Origin of the sequence: Bacillus sp. FJAT-45350, from assembly GCF_002335805.1 — a bacterium.
Classification (GTDB): Bacteria; Bacillota; Bacilli; order Bacillales; family NISU01; genus FJAT-45350.
The window spans coordinates 1,032,679-1,049,800 of record NZ_NISU01000001.1 but is presented as its reverse complement, the minus strand read 5'-3'; the positions used below and the strand labels follow the sequence as shown (position 1 = coordinate 1,049,800).

General features: G+C 37.2%; 18 protein-coding genes and 1 riboswitch. Of the genes, 4 read left to right on the top strand and 14 right to left on the bottom strand.

Annotation, left to right across the window (positions count from 1 at the left end; genetic code table 11):
• Positions 1-10 precede the first annotated feature (10 nt).
• The 4 genes from CD003_RS05240 to CD003_RS05225 form a co-directional block, all read right to left on the bottom strand.
• Positions 11-2,296: a ribonucleoside-diphosphate reductase subunit alpha gene (locus CD003_RS05240; protein WP_096199892.1), complete on the bottom strand. Its 2,286-nt coding sequence runs from the start codon at positions 2,294-2,296 to the stop codon at positions 11-13.
• Positions 2,297-2,533: 237 nt separating this feature from the next.
• A riboswitch (cobalamin riboswitch) is annotated at positions 2,534-2,731 on the bottom strand.
• A 190-nt stretch (positions 2,732-2,921) separates the two neighbouring features.
• Complete coding sequence (locus tag CD003_RS05235) at positions 2,922-3,470, bottom strand: metallophosphoesterase (protein WP_096199890.1); 549 nt, start codon at positions 3,468-3,470, stop codon at positions 2,922-2,924.
• 181 nt (positions 3,471-3,651) lie between these two features.
• The gene (locus CD003_RS05230) at positions 3,652-3,879 is read right to left on the bottom strand and encodes a hypothetical protein (protein WP_096199888.1); all 228 of its coding nucleotides are present in this window, start codon (positions 3,877-3,879) and stop codon (positions 3,652-3,654) included.
• 137 nt (positions 3,880-4,016) lie between these two features.
• Positions 4,017-5,018: an LLM class flavin-dependent oxidoreductase gene (locus tag CD003_RS05225; RefSeq protein ID WP_096199887.1), complete on the bottom strand. Its 1,002-nt coding sequence runs from the start codon at positions 5,016-5,018 to the stop codon at positions 4,017-4,019.
• A 297-nt stretch (positions 5,019-5,315) separates the two neighbouring features.
• On the opposite strand from CD003_RS05225, the gene CD003_RS05220 reads away from it, so the two are divergent.
• Complete coding sequence (locus CD003_RS05220; RefSeq protein ID WP_096199885.1) at positions 5,316-5,930, top strand: cell wall hydrolase; 615 nt, start codon at positions 5,316-5,318, stop codon at positions 5,928-5,930.
• A 76-nt stretch (positions 5,931-6,006) separates the two neighbouring features.
• Here the strand turns inward: CD003_RS05220 and CD003_RS05215 are convergent, their stop codons facing one another.
• The gene (locus CD003_RS05215) at positions 6,007-6,246 is read right to left on the bottom strand and encodes a glutaredoxin family protein (protein ID WP_096199883.1); all 240 of its coding nucleotides are present in this window, start codon (positions 6,244-6,246) and stop codon (positions 6,007-6,009) included.
• A 115-nt stretch (positions 6,247-6,361) separates the two neighbouring features.
• On the opposite strand from CD003_RS05215, the gene CD003_RS05210 reads away from it, so the two are divergent.
• Positions 6,362-6,553 (top strand): cysteine-rich CWC family protein, encoded by a 192-nt coding sequence (locus CD003_RS05210; protein ID WP_096199881.1) that lies wholly within the window; start codon positions 6,362-6,364, stop codon positions 6,551-6,553.
• A 75-nt stretch (positions 6,554-6,628) separates the two neighbouring features.
• Here the strand turns inward: CD003_RS05210 and CD003_RS05205 are convergent, their stop codons facing one another.
• The gene (locus CD003_RS05205; protein WP_096199879.1) at positions 6,629-6,937 is read right to left on the bottom strand and encodes a DUF3892 domain-containing protein; all 309 of its coding nucleotides are present in this window, start codon (positions 6,935-6,937) and stop codon (positions 6,629-6,631) included.
• A 218-nt stretch (positions 6,938-7,155) separates the two neighbouring features.
• On the opposite strand from CD003_RS05205, the gene CD003_RS05200 reads away from it, so the two are divergent.
• Positions 7,156-8,100 carry an alpha/beta hydrolase gene (locus tag CD003_RS05200; protein ID WP_257008185.1) on the top strand — a complete coding sequence of 315 codons (945 nt, stop codon included), beginning with the start codon at positions 7,156-7,158 and terminating at the stop codon, positions 8,098-8,100.
• An 86-nt stretch (positions 8,101-8,186) separates the two neighbouring features.
• On the opposite strand, the gene CD003_RS05195 is transcribed toward CD003_RS05200, so the two are convergent.
• Positions 8,187-8,441 (bottom strand): hypothetical protein, encoded by a 255-nt coding sequence (locus CD003_RS05195; RefSeq protein ID WP_096199876.1) that lies wholly within the window; start codon positions 8,439-8,441, stop codon positions 8,187-8,189.
• Positions 8,442-8,706: 265 nt separating this feature from the next.
• Here CD003_RS05195 and CD003_RS05190 point away from each other — a divergent pair, with 265 nt between their 5' ends.
• Positions 8,707-8,796 carry a YjcZ family sporulation protein gene (locus CD003_RS05190; RefSeq protein ID WP_096199875.1) on the top strand — a complete coding sequence of 30 codons (90 nt, stop codon included), beginning with the start codon at positions 8,707-8,709 and terminating at the stop codon, positions 8,794-8,796.
• Between the two features lie 48 nt (positions 8,797-8,844).
• Here the strand turns inward: CD003_RS05190 and CD003_RS05185 are convergent, their stop codons facing one another.
• The 7 genes from CD003_RS05185 to CD003_RS05155 all read right to left on the bottom strand — a co-directional run bounded on the left by CD003_RS05185 (position 8,845) and on the right by CD003_RS05155 (position 17,119).
• A complete protein-coding gene (locus tag CD003_RS05185) occupies positions 8,845-9,369 on the bottom strand; it encodes a TRAP transporter small permease (RefSeq protein WP_096199873.1) in 525 nt (174 codons plus the stop codon).
• Positions 9,370-9,387: 18 nt separating this feature from the next.
• Positions 9,388-10,707, bottom strand: a complete 1,320-nt coding sequence (locus CD003_RS05180; RefSeq protein WP_257008184.1) for a TRAP transporter large permease — start codon at positions 10,705-10,707, stop codon at positions 9,388-9,390.
• A 125-nt stretch (positions 10,708-10,832) separates the two neighbouring features.
• Positions 10,833-11,990, bottom strand: a complete 1,158-nt coding sequence (gene dctP / locus CD003_RS05175) for a TRAP transporter substrate-binding protein DctP (RefSeq protein ID WP_096199869.1) — start codon at positions 11,988-11,990, stop codon at positions 10,833-10,835.
• A 46-nt stretch (positions 11,991-12,036) separates the two neighbouring features.
• The gene (locus CD003_RS05170; protein WP_096199867.1) at positions 12,037-13,149 is read right to left on the bottom strand and encodes a CaiB/BaiF CoA transferase family protein; all 1,113 of its coding nucleotides are present in this window, start codon (positions 13,147-13,149) and stop codon (positions 12,037-12,039) included.
• An 18-nt stretch (positions 13,150-13,167) separates the two neighbouring features.
• The gene (locus tag CD003_RS05165) at positions 13,168-14,721 is read right to left on the bottom strand and encodes a fatty acid--CoA ligase (protein ID WP_096199865.1); all 1,554 of its coding nucleotides are present in this window, start codon (positions 14,719-14,721) and stop codon (positions 13,168-13,170) included.
• Between the two features lie 22 nt (positions 14,722-14,743).
• Positions 14,744-15,895 carry a thiolase family protein gene (locus tag CD003_RS05160; RefSeq protein ID WP_096199863.1) on the bottom strand — a complete coding sequence of 384 codons (1,152 nt, stop codon included), beginning with the start codon at positions 15,893-15,895 and terminating at the stop codon, positions 14,744-14,746.
• Between the two features lie 78 nt (positions 15,896-15,973).
• A complete protein-coding gene (locus CD003_RS05155; RefSeq protein WP_096199861.1) occupies positions 15,974-17,119 on the bottom strand; it encodes an acyl-CoA dehydrogenase family protein in 1,146 nt (381 codons plus the stop codon).
• Positions 17,120-17,122 lie beyond the last annotated feature (3 nt).

Below are 17,122 nucleotides of genomic sequence, written 5' to 3'. Positions count from 1 at the left end.
TTCTCCTCCTCTAACTATGACAAGCTTGACATTCATCTATTTCAGATTGTGAAGTACTTCGAACATAGTAAGTCGTCTTTAATTTTTGCTTCCAAGCCTCTAGATGAAGATTTAGTAAGTCGATTGCTTTTATATTATGGCGTACATAAAGATTAAAGCTAATCGATTGGTCAATATGCCTTTGCCTACTTGCATTTTGTTTAATACTCCACCGTTGGTCTAATTCATATCTTGCTTTTTTATAATAAGGATACGTGGTATGAGTTAGTTCTGGTGCTGTCACTATGAACTTAAAGTTTTTCTTTTCCTCAGCATATTCAACAGCATATAAAGGATCAATACCATCAGTTGAGCCACCTATTTTCGCTGTGGAAGAGTTAGGAGCAACCGCCATCATCCAGCCGTTCCGCACCCCATTTACGCGAACTTCCTCAAGTAAGTTCAACCATTGTTTTGATTCATAACCTTTTCTTTGAAAATAATCTCCAGTATGCCATTCGGACCCCTCGAATTGACTATAAGCACCTTTTTCTTTAGCTAACTCCATTGAGCTTTGAATTGTGTAATATGCTATTGTTTCATAAAGCTCATCTGCATATTGAACCGCTTCCTTAGACTCCCAATGTATCCCTTTGGTAGCAAGCAAATGATGCCAGCCAAATGTTCCTAATCCAACTGCACGAAATTTTTTATTCGTTATTTGTGCTTGTCCCACCGTTATCGTATTCAGATCAATTACATTATCTAGCATTCTCATTTGAATAGGAATTAAGCGTCCTAGCACATTAGCTTTTACAGCATTCGGAAGGTGAATTGATGATAAATTACAAACGACAAAATCACCCGGCTTACGGACAATCACAATGTTTCCGTCCTCATCTTGATATTCCTTTACAATCTGAGTTGCGGACATATTTTGCGTAATTTCAGTACATAAATTGCTACAAAAGATTGAAGTGCGCCCTTTTCCAAGGATGTGCTTATTCGGATTTTGGCGATTTACTTCGTCTCTATAGAACATATATGGCGTACCCGTTTCTAATTGAGCAACCATAATTCGCTTCATTACGTCCATCGCTCGGTATGTTTTACGTGGAAGTAACGGATGATTTACTGCTTCTTCATATTTTTCTGTAAAATATTTTCTACCTGTATCATCAAAAAAGTCTTCTAACCCTAATGCCTTCCCCTTATCATCTTTCCATCCCATGATTTGCTTTACTTGATGAGGACAAAATGTCGACCAGTACCCGATACTTTTTCCACTATCATCAACTTCCTGTAGTTTTTCCATAAATAAATCAGGAACTGTCACACCTGTAAAAATATCATGTGCCTTTCGACGCTCATCACCGTTATTAGTTTTTAAATCTAAAAATCCATTCATAATATCTTTATGAAACAAATCAAGGTAAACAGCGATTGCTCCTTGACGTTGACCTAATTGATCAACACTAACAGCAGTGTCATTTACTAGTCGAATCCATGGTACTACTCCTGAAGAGTTTTCTTTAAAGCTCTTAATATCTGAACCTAACGCACGGACTTTTCCGTAATAAATGCCTATTCCCCCACCATCTTTACTTAATCTCGCATTGTCCCAGTTATTTAAATAAATGCTATCTAATGAGTCATCAACTGTATCAATGAAACATGATGACAATTGACCGAAGCTCTTTCCTGCATTTGCTAACGTAGGAGTAGCTACCGTCATATATAAATTACTTAATGCCCAGTAAGCTTCTTTTACTAGTGATAGTCGCTTTTCTTTTGATTCTTGTTGCATTAAAGTCATCGCAATAATCATAAATCGCTCTTGTGGTAACTCAAATATATGTTTCTCATGGTCTCTAGCTAGATACCTGTCTGCCAGTAAAAATAGTCCAATGAAATTAAATAAGTTATCACGTGTTGACTCTATTACAGTCATTAACTCATCGACCTCTTCGAAACTGTAAGAACCGAATAGACTCGGTGAGTATATTCCTTTTTCAGTTAATAATTTTATAAGTTGATAGAAATCACCGTATTTTTGTGAAGGATCATACCCACGGCTTTCAGAAGCTTTTTTATACAATTCATTCAAATAGAGTTTCGATGCTAAAAACGTCCAATTCGGTTGGTCAATAGATATATGATGTAGGGCATATAATAACGATTGTTGGTTGGCATCCTCTTCATCTACATCCTTTATCCTATCTAGTAATTCTTTTGCATTAATTCCGTATTTATTAGTCACTTCTTGTATAGCAGCAATAACAGTAGAACGTTGTTCAGAATCAGTTGGTATACTCATATATTTCTCCTTTAATTTTCAATAGTTGACGTTTTTTATAAAAAACAAAACCTGTAAAGCAGAGTGCGAATATGCTTTCACTTATCCAACATGAAAGATTTTAAAGTTTGTTGACAACAAAAAAACTCCTCCGAAATCGGAAGAGTAATTGGAATATAAACGGTACATAAAGAAAAATAAGGAAAGATAAATACCCCTACTGTACCGTTTCGACTTCTCACCCCCCGAAGAAATGAAACTTTTTGGAATAAATCGGCAGGTCTCCTGACTTGTGCTTCTTCTTACTCTGAGCCTTCCCATACAAGCACCTTTAAGTTACTTATACAGTGGTTTATCTCATTTCATCCACACTTACAGTTGCGGGGACAGTTCTGGACTTTCACCAGATTCCCTATTAAGTCTACTAACATAGACACCTATTATTCCGCAAATCACAATATTTAGTTATGCTTTATGTAACTATTACTATATATTGTTATATACTAAATGTAAACATAGAATTTATTTATAAGCAAAGTGGGGTCAGTCCCCCACTTTGCTAACGCGTTAAATTACAGGTGGACTGACCCCTCAATTGAAGAAGGCGATAGCTTTATGCTGCTATCGCTCTCGTTTTATTTATCTTTTATATAAAAGTATATAGCTCTTGATTTATTCCATTAAATGCTTCTTCTACATTTTCATGATTTGTTGAGGCATCGTCCAACCCAGCTAAGTTAATGGTAACATCTCTTATCGTAATTTGAGTATTTTCATTGTTTAAAATAGTAATATTTCGCTCTCGAAGACCTTTTATAAAATCACTAGTATAAGAGTTACCCCACTCATGGTTACCAGATACAAAGAAAACCTTTTGATTAATGGTTGTTATATTCTCAATAAGAGAAAAAACATGTTTAAAATCATCTGTGCTCCTATCAATAAGGTCTCCTGTTATCACAATAATGTCTGCGTCAAGGTTTTCCACGGTATTAATTAATTTTTCATTGTTAACTCCAAAAACTTTATTATGTAAATCACTAATTTGTAAAACAGTGAATTCAGAATTACTAGGAATTATCTTTGTTTGAAATTGGACAGTATTTACTTTGAATTCATTCGTATCAAAATAAATTTTCGCTGATAAAATAATAATACATACGAATATTGTAGATAATATCAACCTCTTTTTCATTCTATTCTTCCTCTTTCTTCTTTAGGAAATTAGACAATATACCCACACTTTTTCAATCGTGGGATTTCCGATCCCTTCCCATTTAAAATTATAACCAAAATAATATCCATTACCGTTCTTGAAAATTCTTTAATCTGGTACTGCGAAACCTACCTGTAACAAAAAAGAGTGCCTCAGCACCCTAGTTATTACTTTTATTTTTTAGTATATATAGTTCTCTCTCTAGTTTATTTACCTTGTCAGCGATAAAGTCTACGTCAGTAATTCTTGATTCATTAGTTAATTCAAACAGCCCTCCAACACCTTCGAGCTTTGATTGAATAGTATCAAATCGATTATGCATTTGTGATTTCATACTTTTCATTTCTTTACTCATTTCAGTAAGTAAATCAAGAATTTGCTTCTCCACGTTATCACCTATACTATTATTATAATAGATGTTTCGTAGACAAGCACTATTTTTTGGTTAGATAACGTCTACCTATTTTCATTGAGAATAGTCAAGAGAGCGGTTTACTAGCGCTCCCTCCTACTTAACTTTTCTTGCTATTTTCCATCCACTACTTCTTTCAATATCTCATAAGATCTCTTTTGTTTGTCGCGGTCATAAATGTACGTGACAGCCATAACTTCATCAGCATTGTATCTAGCTTGAAATTCCTTCAATTGTGTACGGATTGAATCTTTACTTCCTACTAATGTCATTCGGTGCTTAGCTAACACCATTTGTTTTTCCGATTCATTCCATAAATCGTCCATATTCTCAACCGGTGGGTATAACGGATGGCGGCCACGACGGGTCATGTATAACGAGCGTTGTAGCATTGTTGTAGCCTCGAATTCGGCTTCCTCATCTGTTTCAGCTGCTACTACTCCGAGACATGTGATCACATATGGCTCATCTAAATATTCAGAAGGCTTGAAGTTGTTGCGATAAATAGAAAGTGCTTCACCTAAATACGTTGGTGCAAAATGAGACGCGAACGCATATGGTAAACCTAGTTTTGCTGCTAAGATTGCTGATTCTGTTGACGAGCCAAGAATATAGAGTGGAACATTCCTTCCTACACCAGGAAATGCTTTTACAAACTCTTGCTTCTCTTCAGGACCGAAATATCTAAGTAAATCGTTCACATCCTGAGGAAATGTATAGACAGATTCGTGCTGAGAGCGTCTAAGTGCATTTGCCGTTGACATATCAGTACCCGGTGCCCTTCCAAGACCTAAGTCAACTCGCTTAGGATAAATCGTTTCCAATGTTCCAAATTGTTCTGCGACAATTAAAGGTGAATGGTTCGGTAACATAATCCCACCAGAACCGACTCGGATTTTTTCCGTATTCTCCAACGTATGTTTGATTAATATAGACGTTGCAGAACTAACCAGAGCCGCTGCATTATGATGCTCAGCAATCCAATAGCGTGAGTATCCCATCTTCTCTGTTGCTTGCGCCAAGTCAACCATGGCATCAATTGCTTCTTTATCCCCCTCCCCTTTACGAACTGGAACTAAATTTAACACTGAAACTGGTATGTTACTATTTGACATAGTTTCTTCCTCCCAATAAACCTAATTATATTTATCAACCCGATTACATGAACAAACGCAAAATATTCAAAAAACATCTAGATTATATCATCTATAAGATGATAACTGCCAATATGTGATAAGAAATTTTAAAAGATGATTCTTGAACCAATAGAAAACTATCAGATATAAAAAAACTTTTAACCATCCTATTAAAACTCCTTTGTAAACAAATTGTAATACTATTCTTGGATCTTCATTCATAGGGATAAGTTATATCAAAAGCTATTAAAAGCTAAGTTTACTAGGAGGATACAAATGAAAAAACTAATTTTTGTGTTAACATTACTAGCAGCCTTTTGTTTTACTGGATCTACTTTTGCATATACGGTTCAAGAAGGAGACACAATGTCAAAGATAGCCCGAGACAATGGTTTTACATTAAAAGAATTAGCAATTGCGAACCCACAAGTTACGAACCTTGATTTGATTTTTGCAGGTCAGGAAATTAATATACATATTGAAAAACAACCTGAAGTAAAAGTGAAAAGTGCTCATATGAATTACATAAGTCTTTCAGAAAAAGAAATCGATCTAGTAGCTCGAATTGTACGAGCCGAAGCTCAAACAGAACCTTTTGAAGGAAAAGTAGCTGTAGCCAATGTCGTATTAAATCGAGTAGAAAGCGATCAATTTCCTGACACAGTTGAAGAAGTGATTTATCAACCTAGACAATTTCAACCTGTTGCTAATGGACAAGTTAACAGGCCAGCTGACGAAGAATCGATAGAAGCTGTAGAAGCTGCGTTAACAGGTATGGGAGAAGTTTCTGAGGATACATTATTCTTTTACAATCCTGATATAGCGACCAGTCGTTGGCTTGATTCCAGAGAAACATCTAATGTTATTGGTCAACATGTATTTAAGTACTAAGTGAGTTAACGGAGTAAAATTAGATAAGGGGTGTCTAAGAAGGTATCTATCTACCTCTTAGAACACCCTTTTGATTTTATTTCTTTACAGATTCTATTAATTCATTTAACTCTGGTGTGAATCCTTTGATAGCACGGTCCCCAACTACAGTTACAGGTATCCCCATAAACCCAAATTTCTCAACCTCTTCACGGTATTCTTTATTTTTCATAATATCCCTTACCTCAAATGGTATGCCTTCTTCTGTTAGCGCTTTTTTAACATAAGTACACTCAACACAATCTTCCGCTGAATATACAATCACTTGTTTACTCAAATTTATTGCCTCCTTTAGCGTTACAATATATGATCTTATTATAGCGAAAATAATAGGATGGAAGAAATCATTTGTTCTATGAATCTCATTTAAACTGAAAAAAGGATGTGTTGATGTGGTTTATGTTGAAGTTAATTCAAAATCCTGTCCGCTGTGTGGGAGTAGCAATGATTGCTCCAAAGCTGAAGGTTGCTGGTGTAATGATGAAAAGTTTCCTAAAGAGATATTGGAACTCGTGCCTCCAGAACATCGTAGGAAAACGTGTATATGTAAAAACTGTCTTGAAAAATTTAAAGAGAATTCATAGTGCGTGTGCCACTTGTTAGCCCAATACCTTTTCTATGTAGGTATTGGGCATTTTTTTAGGCTTAATTAACACATTCTAAAATTGTGGTAAATTATCTAAATTATTTTCTTGAATACCGTCTGGTTCGCTACGTAAAATATCCCGACCATATTTATGGAACACATCGACATGTGCCAAGTTCCCTTCTTTTGCTTCTTGAAGAGCTGTTACATAATCAAGCTCTCTCCCCGACTCTGTTTTAATCGCAATGATATCTCCATCGTCATTTTTTCTTACTGCGACAACTTGTTCCTTTCCATCGCTTGCGGTAGGATCATATTCCATTTTTGCTTGCTCTTGACCTTGCTTCTTATAATCGTTGTACACTTGTTCAAATCGATCCATATAGTTATCATCCTTTCACATTAAGGTACATGAATAGAGTGTGTGTTATATTGGAAAACTATCCCTTTCATTTTAAATACTTAACAAAAAAAAAATAACTATGCCGTCCTCACAGTTTTTGATTATGATATACTTGCAATTAACTTACTTGTTCTATCCTTTTCACACGATAAACGGCGATTAAACAAGTACAAGATGAAAGAATGGAGAGAGGTTTTTTGAAAAAGATTATTGTCACAGGAAGTAGCTTTACAGTCTTAATAGCTTTAGGGTTAGTTATTGCAGGAAATCATTTTTACAGTGAAGCCATAAAACGAGGTCAGATAGTTGAACTCCATAAGGAAACAGACGTCGTCCCAGTATCAACGAATAACCAAAATAAAATTGATGAAGCTATTCAATGGTTTGATAACCAAGAATTTAAAATAGAAACGATTACTTCAGAGGATGGTCTTTTACTTGAGGCTTTATTTCTAGAGAATGAAAAGACAACTGGCAAAACGGTTATACTTGCTCACGGTTTTCGAAATGATCGAGAGTCCATGAAAGAATTTGTCCAGTTTTACTATAATCAGGGTTTCAATATTTTACTGCCTGACTCCAGAGGCCATGGAAAAAGCGAGGGTGATTATATTGGCTTTGGCTGGCATGACCGACTAGATTATCAACAATGGATTCAGGTACTTATCGATAAAAAAAACAGCAAGCATATCCTACTTCATGGAACTTCAATGGGTGCTGCGACTGTATTAATGACCAGTGGCGAGAAATTACCTCAAGAGGTGAAAGGAATCATTGCAGATAGTGGGTATACTTCAGCCAAAGATATACTGACGTATCAGCTTAAGCATTTATATAACCTACCAGCTTTCCCTATGGTGCCTGTTACAAGTGCGATTACGAATGTACGAGCTGGGTTTACATTCGGTGAAGCCTCTGTACTAAACCAAGTAGAAAAAAACACTCGTCCTTTATTGATCATACATGGTGAAAAAGATGAGCTTGTCCCTACTTCAATGGCCCATCATATTTATGAAGCTGCAAGTGGAGAAAAAGAATTATGGACTGTGCCTTATGCTGGCCATATTAAATCCTATACTGTTGCAACTGAAAAATACGAGCAACGGCTAAAGGATTTTATAGCTAAAGTGATTGAGGAATAGAAGTTAAAGTGGGGGTCAGTCCCCCACTTTATTAACGCATTAACTCACTAGGGGACTGACCCCGCATCTTCTAATTTATAACCCCCCTACATAAACGTAAACAAAATCGCAGTTAATAAAACTGTAAATAATAAATAGATCGCAATGAGTATCGCCATCAACAACAGAGTTGCTTTACAATAATTCTTTTTATTCTTATTAACATCTGAACCGAATCCCCATACAAACAGCATGACAATATTAACTAACGGAATCGCCAATATTATCAAAGTGATCAGCCAATCCTTAACAGACATAACTTTTTCATCAGGCCCTACTTGTTGCAAAGTTTCGGTACTCATTTAAGTTAGCCCCCTCTGGTAATGATAAATACTTACCATGTCTTGTTGCATTCATATGTTGACATGACATGTCTAATAACTATATAGCTTGTAACTAAAAACCCCTGACCATCAAGCTCTGATACTGCTTTATGGTCAGGGGTTTATTTAACTCTTTATTACGTAGACACTCGCCTATTTCTTTAAAAATCCGGACAGATGCCCACCCAATTTAGTGACTTCTACATAGCTATATACAGTAATCACTCAAAAGGAGGAATTCTTCATGAGTCACGTACCAGCAACAACAGGTTTTTCATTAATCGTCGTATTATTTATCCTGCTTATTATTGTAGGGTCTGCCTACACATTTTAATATAACTAAAAAGTGGGGGTCAGTCCCCCACTTTATTAACGTATTAACTTATTGGGGGACTGACCCCTCATCATTTATTTTTAATATTCTTTTACATGAGGTTATAATTACTTCAACCAACACTAGTCCAAATCCAATTGGTACTAAAAAGTATATTGGATAATGAATTAAGAGACTACCACCTATTGGAATAGCCATCTTGTCACTCAATCCACTCATCGCAAATTTCCAACCATAAACCATCAACAATCCAAAGATGACAATTTCAATAAATAGTAAGATATACGTTACTGTATTTTGCACTCGGAACGGAGCTTTTTCTATTAACTCTCCTAGTCTTGGTAAGATCCCCGAACTGTACGTGTACGCTAATGCTGGAAAGATAGCTAGTGGCATAAAGTAAAATTGGACAAGTTCATAGGTACCTGAAATGGGGGCTGTGAAGACATTTCTAAGAAATACATCTGTAACTATGAGAAGCATCATCCCTAGAATACTAATTCCACTAATATACACTCCGATTAATTTTAAGACTTCATGTATTTTTTCGATTTTAAAAAATATACTCTTCACTCTACCACCTTCTTTCTATTATTCCATCGTACTTGGTAACCATGTAGCAAGTTCTGGAAATGCAATAAGCAGACCACCCACTACAATTCCTGCAACAATGGCAAATACAGTAGATGTACGGAAAATTTTCTCAATTGGTATTTTACTAACTCCACCTACTGCATATACACTAATACCTACTGGTGGGGTAATCATACCGATTGTACAAATGACCGCAAGGAGGATACCAAACCAAATAGGGTCTATCCCTGCTGCGATAATAATTGGTAGAATGATTGGTACAGTCATCAAAATAACCGCAACTCCTTCAATGAACATGAACAAGAAGAAGTAAAAGATTGAAATAATAATTAATAAAAGAATTGGCGATTCCATAAGCGGACCAAGTAATTCAATAATTTTTCTTGGTATTAACGATAGCGAGATGAACCTACCGAAAATTGTAGCACCAATTACGATAAGCATCGCCATTACCGTCACTTTACTTGTTTCTACCATAGACGTAATAATGAAATTCTTATTCACTTTTCCAAGGACTAACGCAACTAGTAAACTTATAAACGCCCCAACTGCTCCTGCTTCCGTAGGTGTAAATTTACCAGTATAAATTCCTCCAAAAATTGAAACTGCGATAAGTAGTCCAGCAGCCATTACAATAATATACCGGCTATAAGGAGTATCTTTTTCTTCCTCTTCTAACCGTGGATAATCTACATTCATTTTAGATAATCTTAGATAGACAATAGTTACAATAGAGAAGACAATCATGAGTAAGATTCCAGGGATAAACGCAGCAGCAAATAATTGTCCAATTGAAATTTGTGCAATGACACCGTATAAAATGAGAAGGACACTAGGTGGAATAATAGCCGATAATGAACCAGATGCGGCTGCTAGTGTGGCTGCTAACCCATCAGGATAACCTCTCTTTTTTAATTCAGGGACGGCAACTTGCCCTAGCGCTGCTGAAGTGGCTGTACCTGACCCAGATACAGCTCCTAGTAACCCTCCTAAAAAGACAGTTAATACTCCTAGTAAACTGGATTTCCCTTTTGAGAGTTTATAAACAAGGTTATAAGTATCTTTTACAATACCTGCTTGCATAATAAATTGAGCCATCAAAATGTAGAGGGGAACTGTGGTCAGTGTGTAACTGGCAACTCTACTAAAAGGTTCACTTTGAATAAATCCATTTAATAAAGACATTCCACCTATAAGATAAATGCCAAGTATTCCTGATGTTAAGAGTAGTGAACTAATAAATTGTCCAGATAATAATAAAACCGTAAATAATAAAAGCACAACAATAATGGCAATATTTTCGACCACTTGATTCACCTCAACTCTTCTTTAGATTGAAGCTGTATCAAAGGGTGTTTTTTCCCTTATGAGACAGCCTCCTATTAGTCTATAGGGTTAAGCCAAAAGGTTGAATGTTACCCTTTGGCTTAACCTTTTAAAATCTATTGAATGTCCATAATTTCTTGGGGCAATGTAGCACCTGCTTCAACTACTAAATCTCTCCATAACTTCGCAATCTCTTGTCCTGCATGACCTTGTTCTTCTAACGTGTCTATCCAATCAAACCACGTATTCACAATAGCATCATTCACAAGAGCAACTACCGATGGATCTAAATCCTCCAAATGAGTAAACTCTCCACCACTTTCCGTAAAGGCTTGTGCACCTCGCTCTTGCGCATCCGAAATGGCTTGTGTTCCCGAAATCACAATTTCATCAGCTGCTTGGCGAATTTTTTCCTGTGTTTCTGTCGGAATCTTATTCCATGTTTCTTCCGTCATAGCTAAGTGACCGACAAAGTGACCAAAATTCGCTCCTTCAAGTGAATGCTTTAAAATTCCTTCTATCCCAAATACAGGCCAATCATGAACACTATGCAGAGTTCCATCTATCGCTCCACGACTAAGAGCATCATAAGCATCTGTTGCAGGAATGGAAACCGACGTAAATCCTAAGTTATTTGATAAGATTTCATGAACTCGTGATGAGCTTCGAATACGAAGCGCTCTTGATAAATCTTCAGCAGTTTCAATTTTATTTTGGTTTGTTGTTGTAAGTACATATGGCTCAGTAACAGGAATTACAAATGATACTAATCCTTTCTCAGCAAATTCTAGTTCATAGTACGTTTTTCCATCTGCTAGAATGTGATCGCTCTTCATTAAATTATGCATTGCTTCAGTTGCTATCTTCGTATCAGATTCTAATAAAGGTAACATCGCGACTTCTGTATACGGGAATCGCTGTGGATCGTATGGAGGTAATAAAGACAACGCAACATCAATCGTCCCTTGACGAAGTGCATCATATTCTCCACCAAGTTCTACTAATTCTCCTGAAGTAAAAATATCAAAGCTAAGTTCTCCGTTAGTTTCTTCTTCAATACGCTCCATCATTGGTCCTAAGAATCCAATATGAAACGGATGAAGTTCACTTGCCCCAGATGAAGCTCTTAGCCTTAGTTGTTCATTTGTTTCATTTTCCTGTTCTCCACTGTCACTAGGAGTGGTGGTCGTATCGTTACTCCCACCACAAGCCGTACCTAATAATACTGTCGTAAGTAATAAAGCTCCCATTAATTTCTTCTTTAAATTCTTCATCTTTTTCCCCCTTTTAAAATAACAAATTATTTATTCTTGTAAGACCTTACAATTTGTTCGATTTTAAATCTACTAGAGTTGCTAAAATTTCATCTGTATGTTCGCCTTTTCGTGGAGGTCGGGTTCTAGAATAAGTCGTTGGATGTGGTTGTGTTACTACTTGTTTGCTCCCCCATCCCGTATCGAAAATTCTACCTCTTTCTTTAAAATAATCAGATTCAGCTAAATCTCTCGTTTCTAATATTGGTGTTAAACAACAATCTACATTTAACCCAAATTGTGTCCATTCTTTCATCGTTCTACTAGAAAATAGCTCTTTCATTTCTTGATAAATTTCATTTGAATTATCTGCAGGTGAAAAATGATGTGGCAGCCAATCCTCTCTTCCTACCTCAGCACAAAAGTTTTCCCAAAACTTCTTTTCTAGTGCCGCTAAACTGATGTACCGATTATCTTTTGTTTCATAAATCTTGTAAGACACGATTTCTCCTCCAAGAAGTGGTATCCCATTGCTCTTTCCTTTTTCCTGTTCAAACATGAGATGGTTCGCCATCAAGGAAGCCATAACATCTGTAATTGCAAGGTCAATATATTCTCCTGTTCCTGTTCTTTCCCTCTTTAACAACGCGCTTAAAATTGCTTCATTTGCAGCAAGACTACCGATAAGGTCTGCAAACGTATTAGTTGGGTGAACTGGTTCTCCGGACTGTGACTTTAATTGTGCAAGCGCCCCGCTTAAGGACATATAGTTCAAGTCATGACTTCCTAAAGAACTCATAGCTCCAGATTGACCGTAACCGGAGATTGAGCAATAAATAATCTCAGGCTGTACTTGTTTCGCTCGTTCATAATCTATCCCTAATCTTTTCGTTACTCCTGGTCGAAAGCTTTCAATAACCACATCAGCAGTCTTTATTAATTCTCGTGCCTTTTCTTGGTCAGACGAATTTTTTAAATTTAATGTGATACTTTTTTTATTACTGTTATTTGCTAGAAAGACAAGTCCTTCGTCGCCTTTCTTTTCACCAATAAGACGTGCTGGATCTCCTTCTGGTGGTTCTACTTTAATAACTTCCGCTCCCATTTCGGCTAAGCGTAACGTTGCATATGGTCCTGGTAGATAAAATGAAAAGTCAACAATTCGAATCCCATCAAGCATCTAAACACCCCTTTCAATCTACTGTTTTGGCTCGAGTTGCTTCTTCAATAAAAACTTTTGTATTTTTCCACTAGCATTCCTTGGGAGTTGCTCGGTAAATAGATAGCGTCTTGGTCGCTTATAGTCTGCTAACTCCTCACTATTTTTACAATAGTTCTCTAAATCGATTTCCGTAATAGATGGGTCCTTTTTCACTACAATAGCTGTTACTCGCTCGCCCCAATTTTCATCTGGTTCTCCTATAACTGCTACATCAAGTACACCAGAATGATTATATAGAACATCTTCAACTTCACGTGGGTAGATATTTTCACCACCGCTAATAATCATGTCGTCTACACGATCAGCAATCCATAGGAAACCGTCTTCGTCAAAGTATCCGATATCACCTGAGTAATACCAGCCTTTATAAATCGATTTTTCAGCCGCTTCTGCTCTATTAAAATATCCTTGCATCATACATGGCCCTTGAACAATAATCTCTCCCGCTTCACCTGGTAATAGAGTATCGGTTGGTTCTGAACGACCGTCTTCTCTTGGACGAACAACACGAATTTCATGATTTAGAATCGCTCGACCAGCTGCTCCTGCTTTTGTTATTTGTTCATCTTCCATTAAAAATGTTACGGCAGGTCCCATCTCTGTCATTCCATAAGCTTGAATTAATGCCACTCCGAAGCTTTGATGAACTTTCTGAACTAATGCTGGTGCCATTGGTGCTGCACCGTACAATCCTATCCTTAAAGATGTCAAATTATATTTTTGTAAATCTTCCTGTAGCATCATATTCCACATAGTCGGAGCAGAGAAAAACAACGTGATTTTCTCGTTTTCAATCAATTCCAACGTTTGCTTTGGCTCAAAATGATGAGTAATAATATTTGTTGCCCCAATATGCACTCTTGGGAGAAAAGCACAATGTAACTCTGCACAATGAAACATTGGCGCTGTAACCAACCCTCGATCATTACTTGTCAATTTCGAACCAGCAACTAAAATCAAGCTTTGCTCAACCATATCTCGATGGAGGTGCATGACACCTTTTGGCCTTCCTGTTGTGCCACTCGTATACATAATTGCATATAAATCATTTTCATTAACTTCAACCTCTGGGCGTATATCCGAAGCATCAGCTACTTTTTCATGATAATTAACAGCGAAGTCAGGAGCGTCCACGTCAACGTACCAGAAAGAACTATCAGGTAGTTGAGCTTGGATTGCCTCTACTGCAGTTGCTAGTGCTCTCTCAAATAAAACAACTTTTGGAGTTGCATCTTCCAAAATAAATTTCAATTCATCAGCTGCCAGCCTGAAATTAATCGGGTTAAATACTGCACCAATCTTTGCACTAGCGAAATAGACTGTTGCCAATTCTTCGGTATTAAATAGATACGTAGAAATACGGTCTCCCTTTTCTACACCTGCATCCAGTAAGGCATTAGCTACCTTGTTTACTTGCTGATCCCATTCTTGATAGCTATACCGAACGTCTTTTTGCACATAGTATAGTGCTTCTTTAGTAGGGTATTTCTTTACCGTTTGCTCAAATAATGTACCAATCGTTGTCGACATAATGATCCCTCCGATTACTTTTTTAATTGATTCTCTCAATAATTGTCGCGTTAGCCATCCCATGACCTTCGCACATTGTTTGAAGTCCAAAACGTCCATTTGTACGTTCTAATTCATGCATCATTGTTATCATTAATCGAACACCACTGGCTCCAAGAGGATGACCGAGTGCAATAGCACCTCCATTCGGATTTAACTTACTTCGATCAGCTCCCGTCTCCTTTAACCAAGCAAGTGGTACACAAGAAAAGGCTTCATTTACTTCAAAAACATCAATGTCATCAATCGATAGACCAGATTTTTCTAACACCTTTGCTGTAGCTGGAATAGGAGCTGTTAGCATTAACGTAGGATCAGAGCCAACAACTACTCTAGTCTTAATTGTGAATCTTGGCTTCAGACCAAGTTCTTCCGCTTTTTCCTTTGACATAATTAAAACTGCCCCTGCCCCGTCACTAATTTGACTTGAGTTTCCGGCATGTATGCTTCCATTTTTATCAAAAGAAGGACGTAAGCTATTTAAAACCTCTAACGATGTATCACTCCTCGGACCTTCATCCTCGCGTAGTGTTGTTGTCGAACCATCAGGTAATGTGACTTCAACAGGAACAATTTCTCTTTCAAAACGTCCTTGTTGCTGTGCTTGGATTGCTTTCATATGACTTTCAAATGAAAATTGATCTAGCTCTTCACGAGTAAGCTCCCACTTTTCTGTAATCCGTTCTGCAGACAGTCCTTGGTGAATGACTTCATACTGACTCTTTAATTTTTCACTAACTGCTGCTTCTTGATAATTGGACCCCATCGGTACACGCGACATATTTTCAATTCCCGCTGCAATGACAATATCCATATCACCACTTAGAATTGCTTGTGCAGCAAAATGAATCGCCTGTTGACCAGAACCACATTGTCGGTCAAGTGTAGTTCCTGGAACTGTATCTGGAAATCCTGCGATAAGAGCAGCAACCCGACCAATATCTCCTGCTTGTTCACCAGATTGAGTAACACAACCCATAATTACATCTTCTACTAAACTAGCGGATATATTGGCACGTTCAACTACTTCTTTAAGTACAATTGCCGCTAAATCATCTGGTCGAATATGCTGTAATAATCCTTTTCTTTTTCCTATTGGAGTTCTAACCGCTTCTACTATTACTGCTTCTCTCATCAAATAAATCCCCTTTTTAGATAATTTAGATAATTCTAAGTACTATTACTCACATACATAAACTAATCCCCATCAATGCTATAAACCCATTTTTTTAGCGATGATCGTCTTCATTATTTCATTCGTTCCGGCATAGATAGCTGAAACTGGAGTGTCCCTAAATCTTCTAGCAATCTCATATTCCTCCATGAAACCGTAGCCTCCATACAGTTGCATACACTCAGAAGCTACTTTCTTTGCTACTTCAGTAGTCTTCCATTTTGCCATCGACACCTGTGAAACGATTTCTTCACCCTCAATATGTTTGGCTATTAATTGGTCAACAAATGTTCTGCCCATTTCAATCTCAGTTGCCATCTCTACTAGCTTAAATTGTGTGTTCTGAAAGCTACTAATCGACTTCCCGAACGCTTTCCTTGTTTTCACATAATCGACTGTCATCTCTAGCATCTCTTCTGCTGCCACTTGAGCAACAATCGCGACAACTAGTCGCTCCTGCTGTAGTTTATCCATTAAATATAAAAAGCCTTTTCCTTCTTGACCTAAAAGATTCGCCTTTGGAACTCGGCAATCTTCAAAAATTAACTCAGCCGTGTCTTGACTGTGTAATCCAATCTTATTTAGCTTTCTCCCTCTCGAGAAACCAGGGGTGTCCCGCTCTACTACTAGCAAACTAACACCTTTATGCTTCGGTTCTGCCTGTGGGTCTGTTTTACAGGCAACGATGATTAAATCAGAATGAATACCATTTGTAATAAATGTCTTTTGGCCATTTAAAATATAATGATCTCGATCTTCAATTGCTGTTGTCTTAATGTTGGCAAGGTCCGAACCTGTGCCAGGCTCTGTCATCGCAATTGCAGTTATCGTTTCCCCTGTTACACACTTTGGTAGCCAGCGTTGTTTTTGTTCTTCAGTTCCATAAGCCGTAATATATGGAACGACAATGTCATTATGGAGACCGAGACCAACCATACTAGAACCGACTTTTTCAAGCTCTTCATTAATGACAACGCTATAGCCCCAATCAACGTTAGAACCTCCGTATTTCTCGTCTACGTCCGGACAGAGAAAACCATGAGTCCCCATCTTCTCCCAAAACGAACGTGGAATCATTCGCTCCTCTTCCCACTCATTAAAATATGGATAAGCTTCTTTTTCTAAAAACTTGCGAAATGTCTTCCGAAAAATATCATGCTCTTCTGATAAATAAGGATGTTTCATTTG

What these genes read in the sequence shown, in the direction of transcription:
- CD003_RS05220 (WP_096199885.1), top strand. Translation starts at nt 5,316, where the DNA reads ATGAAAAAACTAATTTTTGTGTTAACATTACTAGCAGCCTTTTGTTTT.
- CD003_RS05190 (WP_096199875.1), top strand. Translation starts at nt 8,707, where the DNA reads ATGAGTCACGTACCAGCAACAACAGGTTTTTCATTAATCGTCGTATTA.
- CD003_RS05165 (WP_096199865.1), bottom strand. Translation starts at nt 14,721, where the DNA reads ATGTCGACAACGATTGGTACATTATTTGAGCAAACGGTAAAGAAATAC.
- CD003_RS05170 (WP_096199867.1), bottom strand. Translation starts at nt 13,149, where the DNA reads ATGCTTGATGGGATTCGAATTGTTGACTTTTCATTTTATCTACCAGGA.
- CD003_RS05235 (WP_096199890.1), bottom strand. Translation starts at nt 3,470, where the DNA reads ATGAAAAAGAGGTTGATATTATCTACAATATTCGTATGTATTATTATT.
- CD003_RS05160 (WP_096199863.1), bottom strand. Translation starts at nt 15,895, where the DNA reads ATGAGAGAAGCAGTAATAGTAGAAGCGGTTAGAACTCCAATAGGAAAA.
- CD003_RS05155 (WP_096199861.1), bottom strand. Translation starts at nt 17,119, where the DNA reads ATGAAACATCCTTATTTATCAGAAGAGCATGATATTTTTCGGAAGACA.
- CD003_RS05225 (WP_096199887.1), bottom strand. Translation starts at nt 5,018, where the DNA reads ATGTCAAATAGTAACATACCAGTTTCAGTGTTAAATTTAGTTCCAGTT.
- dctP (WP_096199869.1), bottom strand. Translation starts at nt 11,990, where the DNA reads ATGAAGAATTTAAAGAAGAAATTAATGGGAGCTTTATTACTTACGACA.
- CD003_RS05205 (WP_096199879.1), bottom strand. Translation starts at nt 6,937, where the DNA reads ATGGATCGATTTGAACAAGTGTACAACGATTATAAGAAGCAAGGTCAA.
- CD003_RS05195 (WP_096199876.1), bottom strand. Translation starts at nt 8,441, where the DNA reads ATGAGTACCGAAACTTTGCAACAAGTAGGGCCTGATGAAAAAGTTATG.
- CD003_RS05240 (WP_096199892.1), bottom strand. Translation starts at nt 2,296, where the DNA reads ATGAGTATACCAACTGATTCTGAACAACGTTCTACTGTTATTGCTGCT.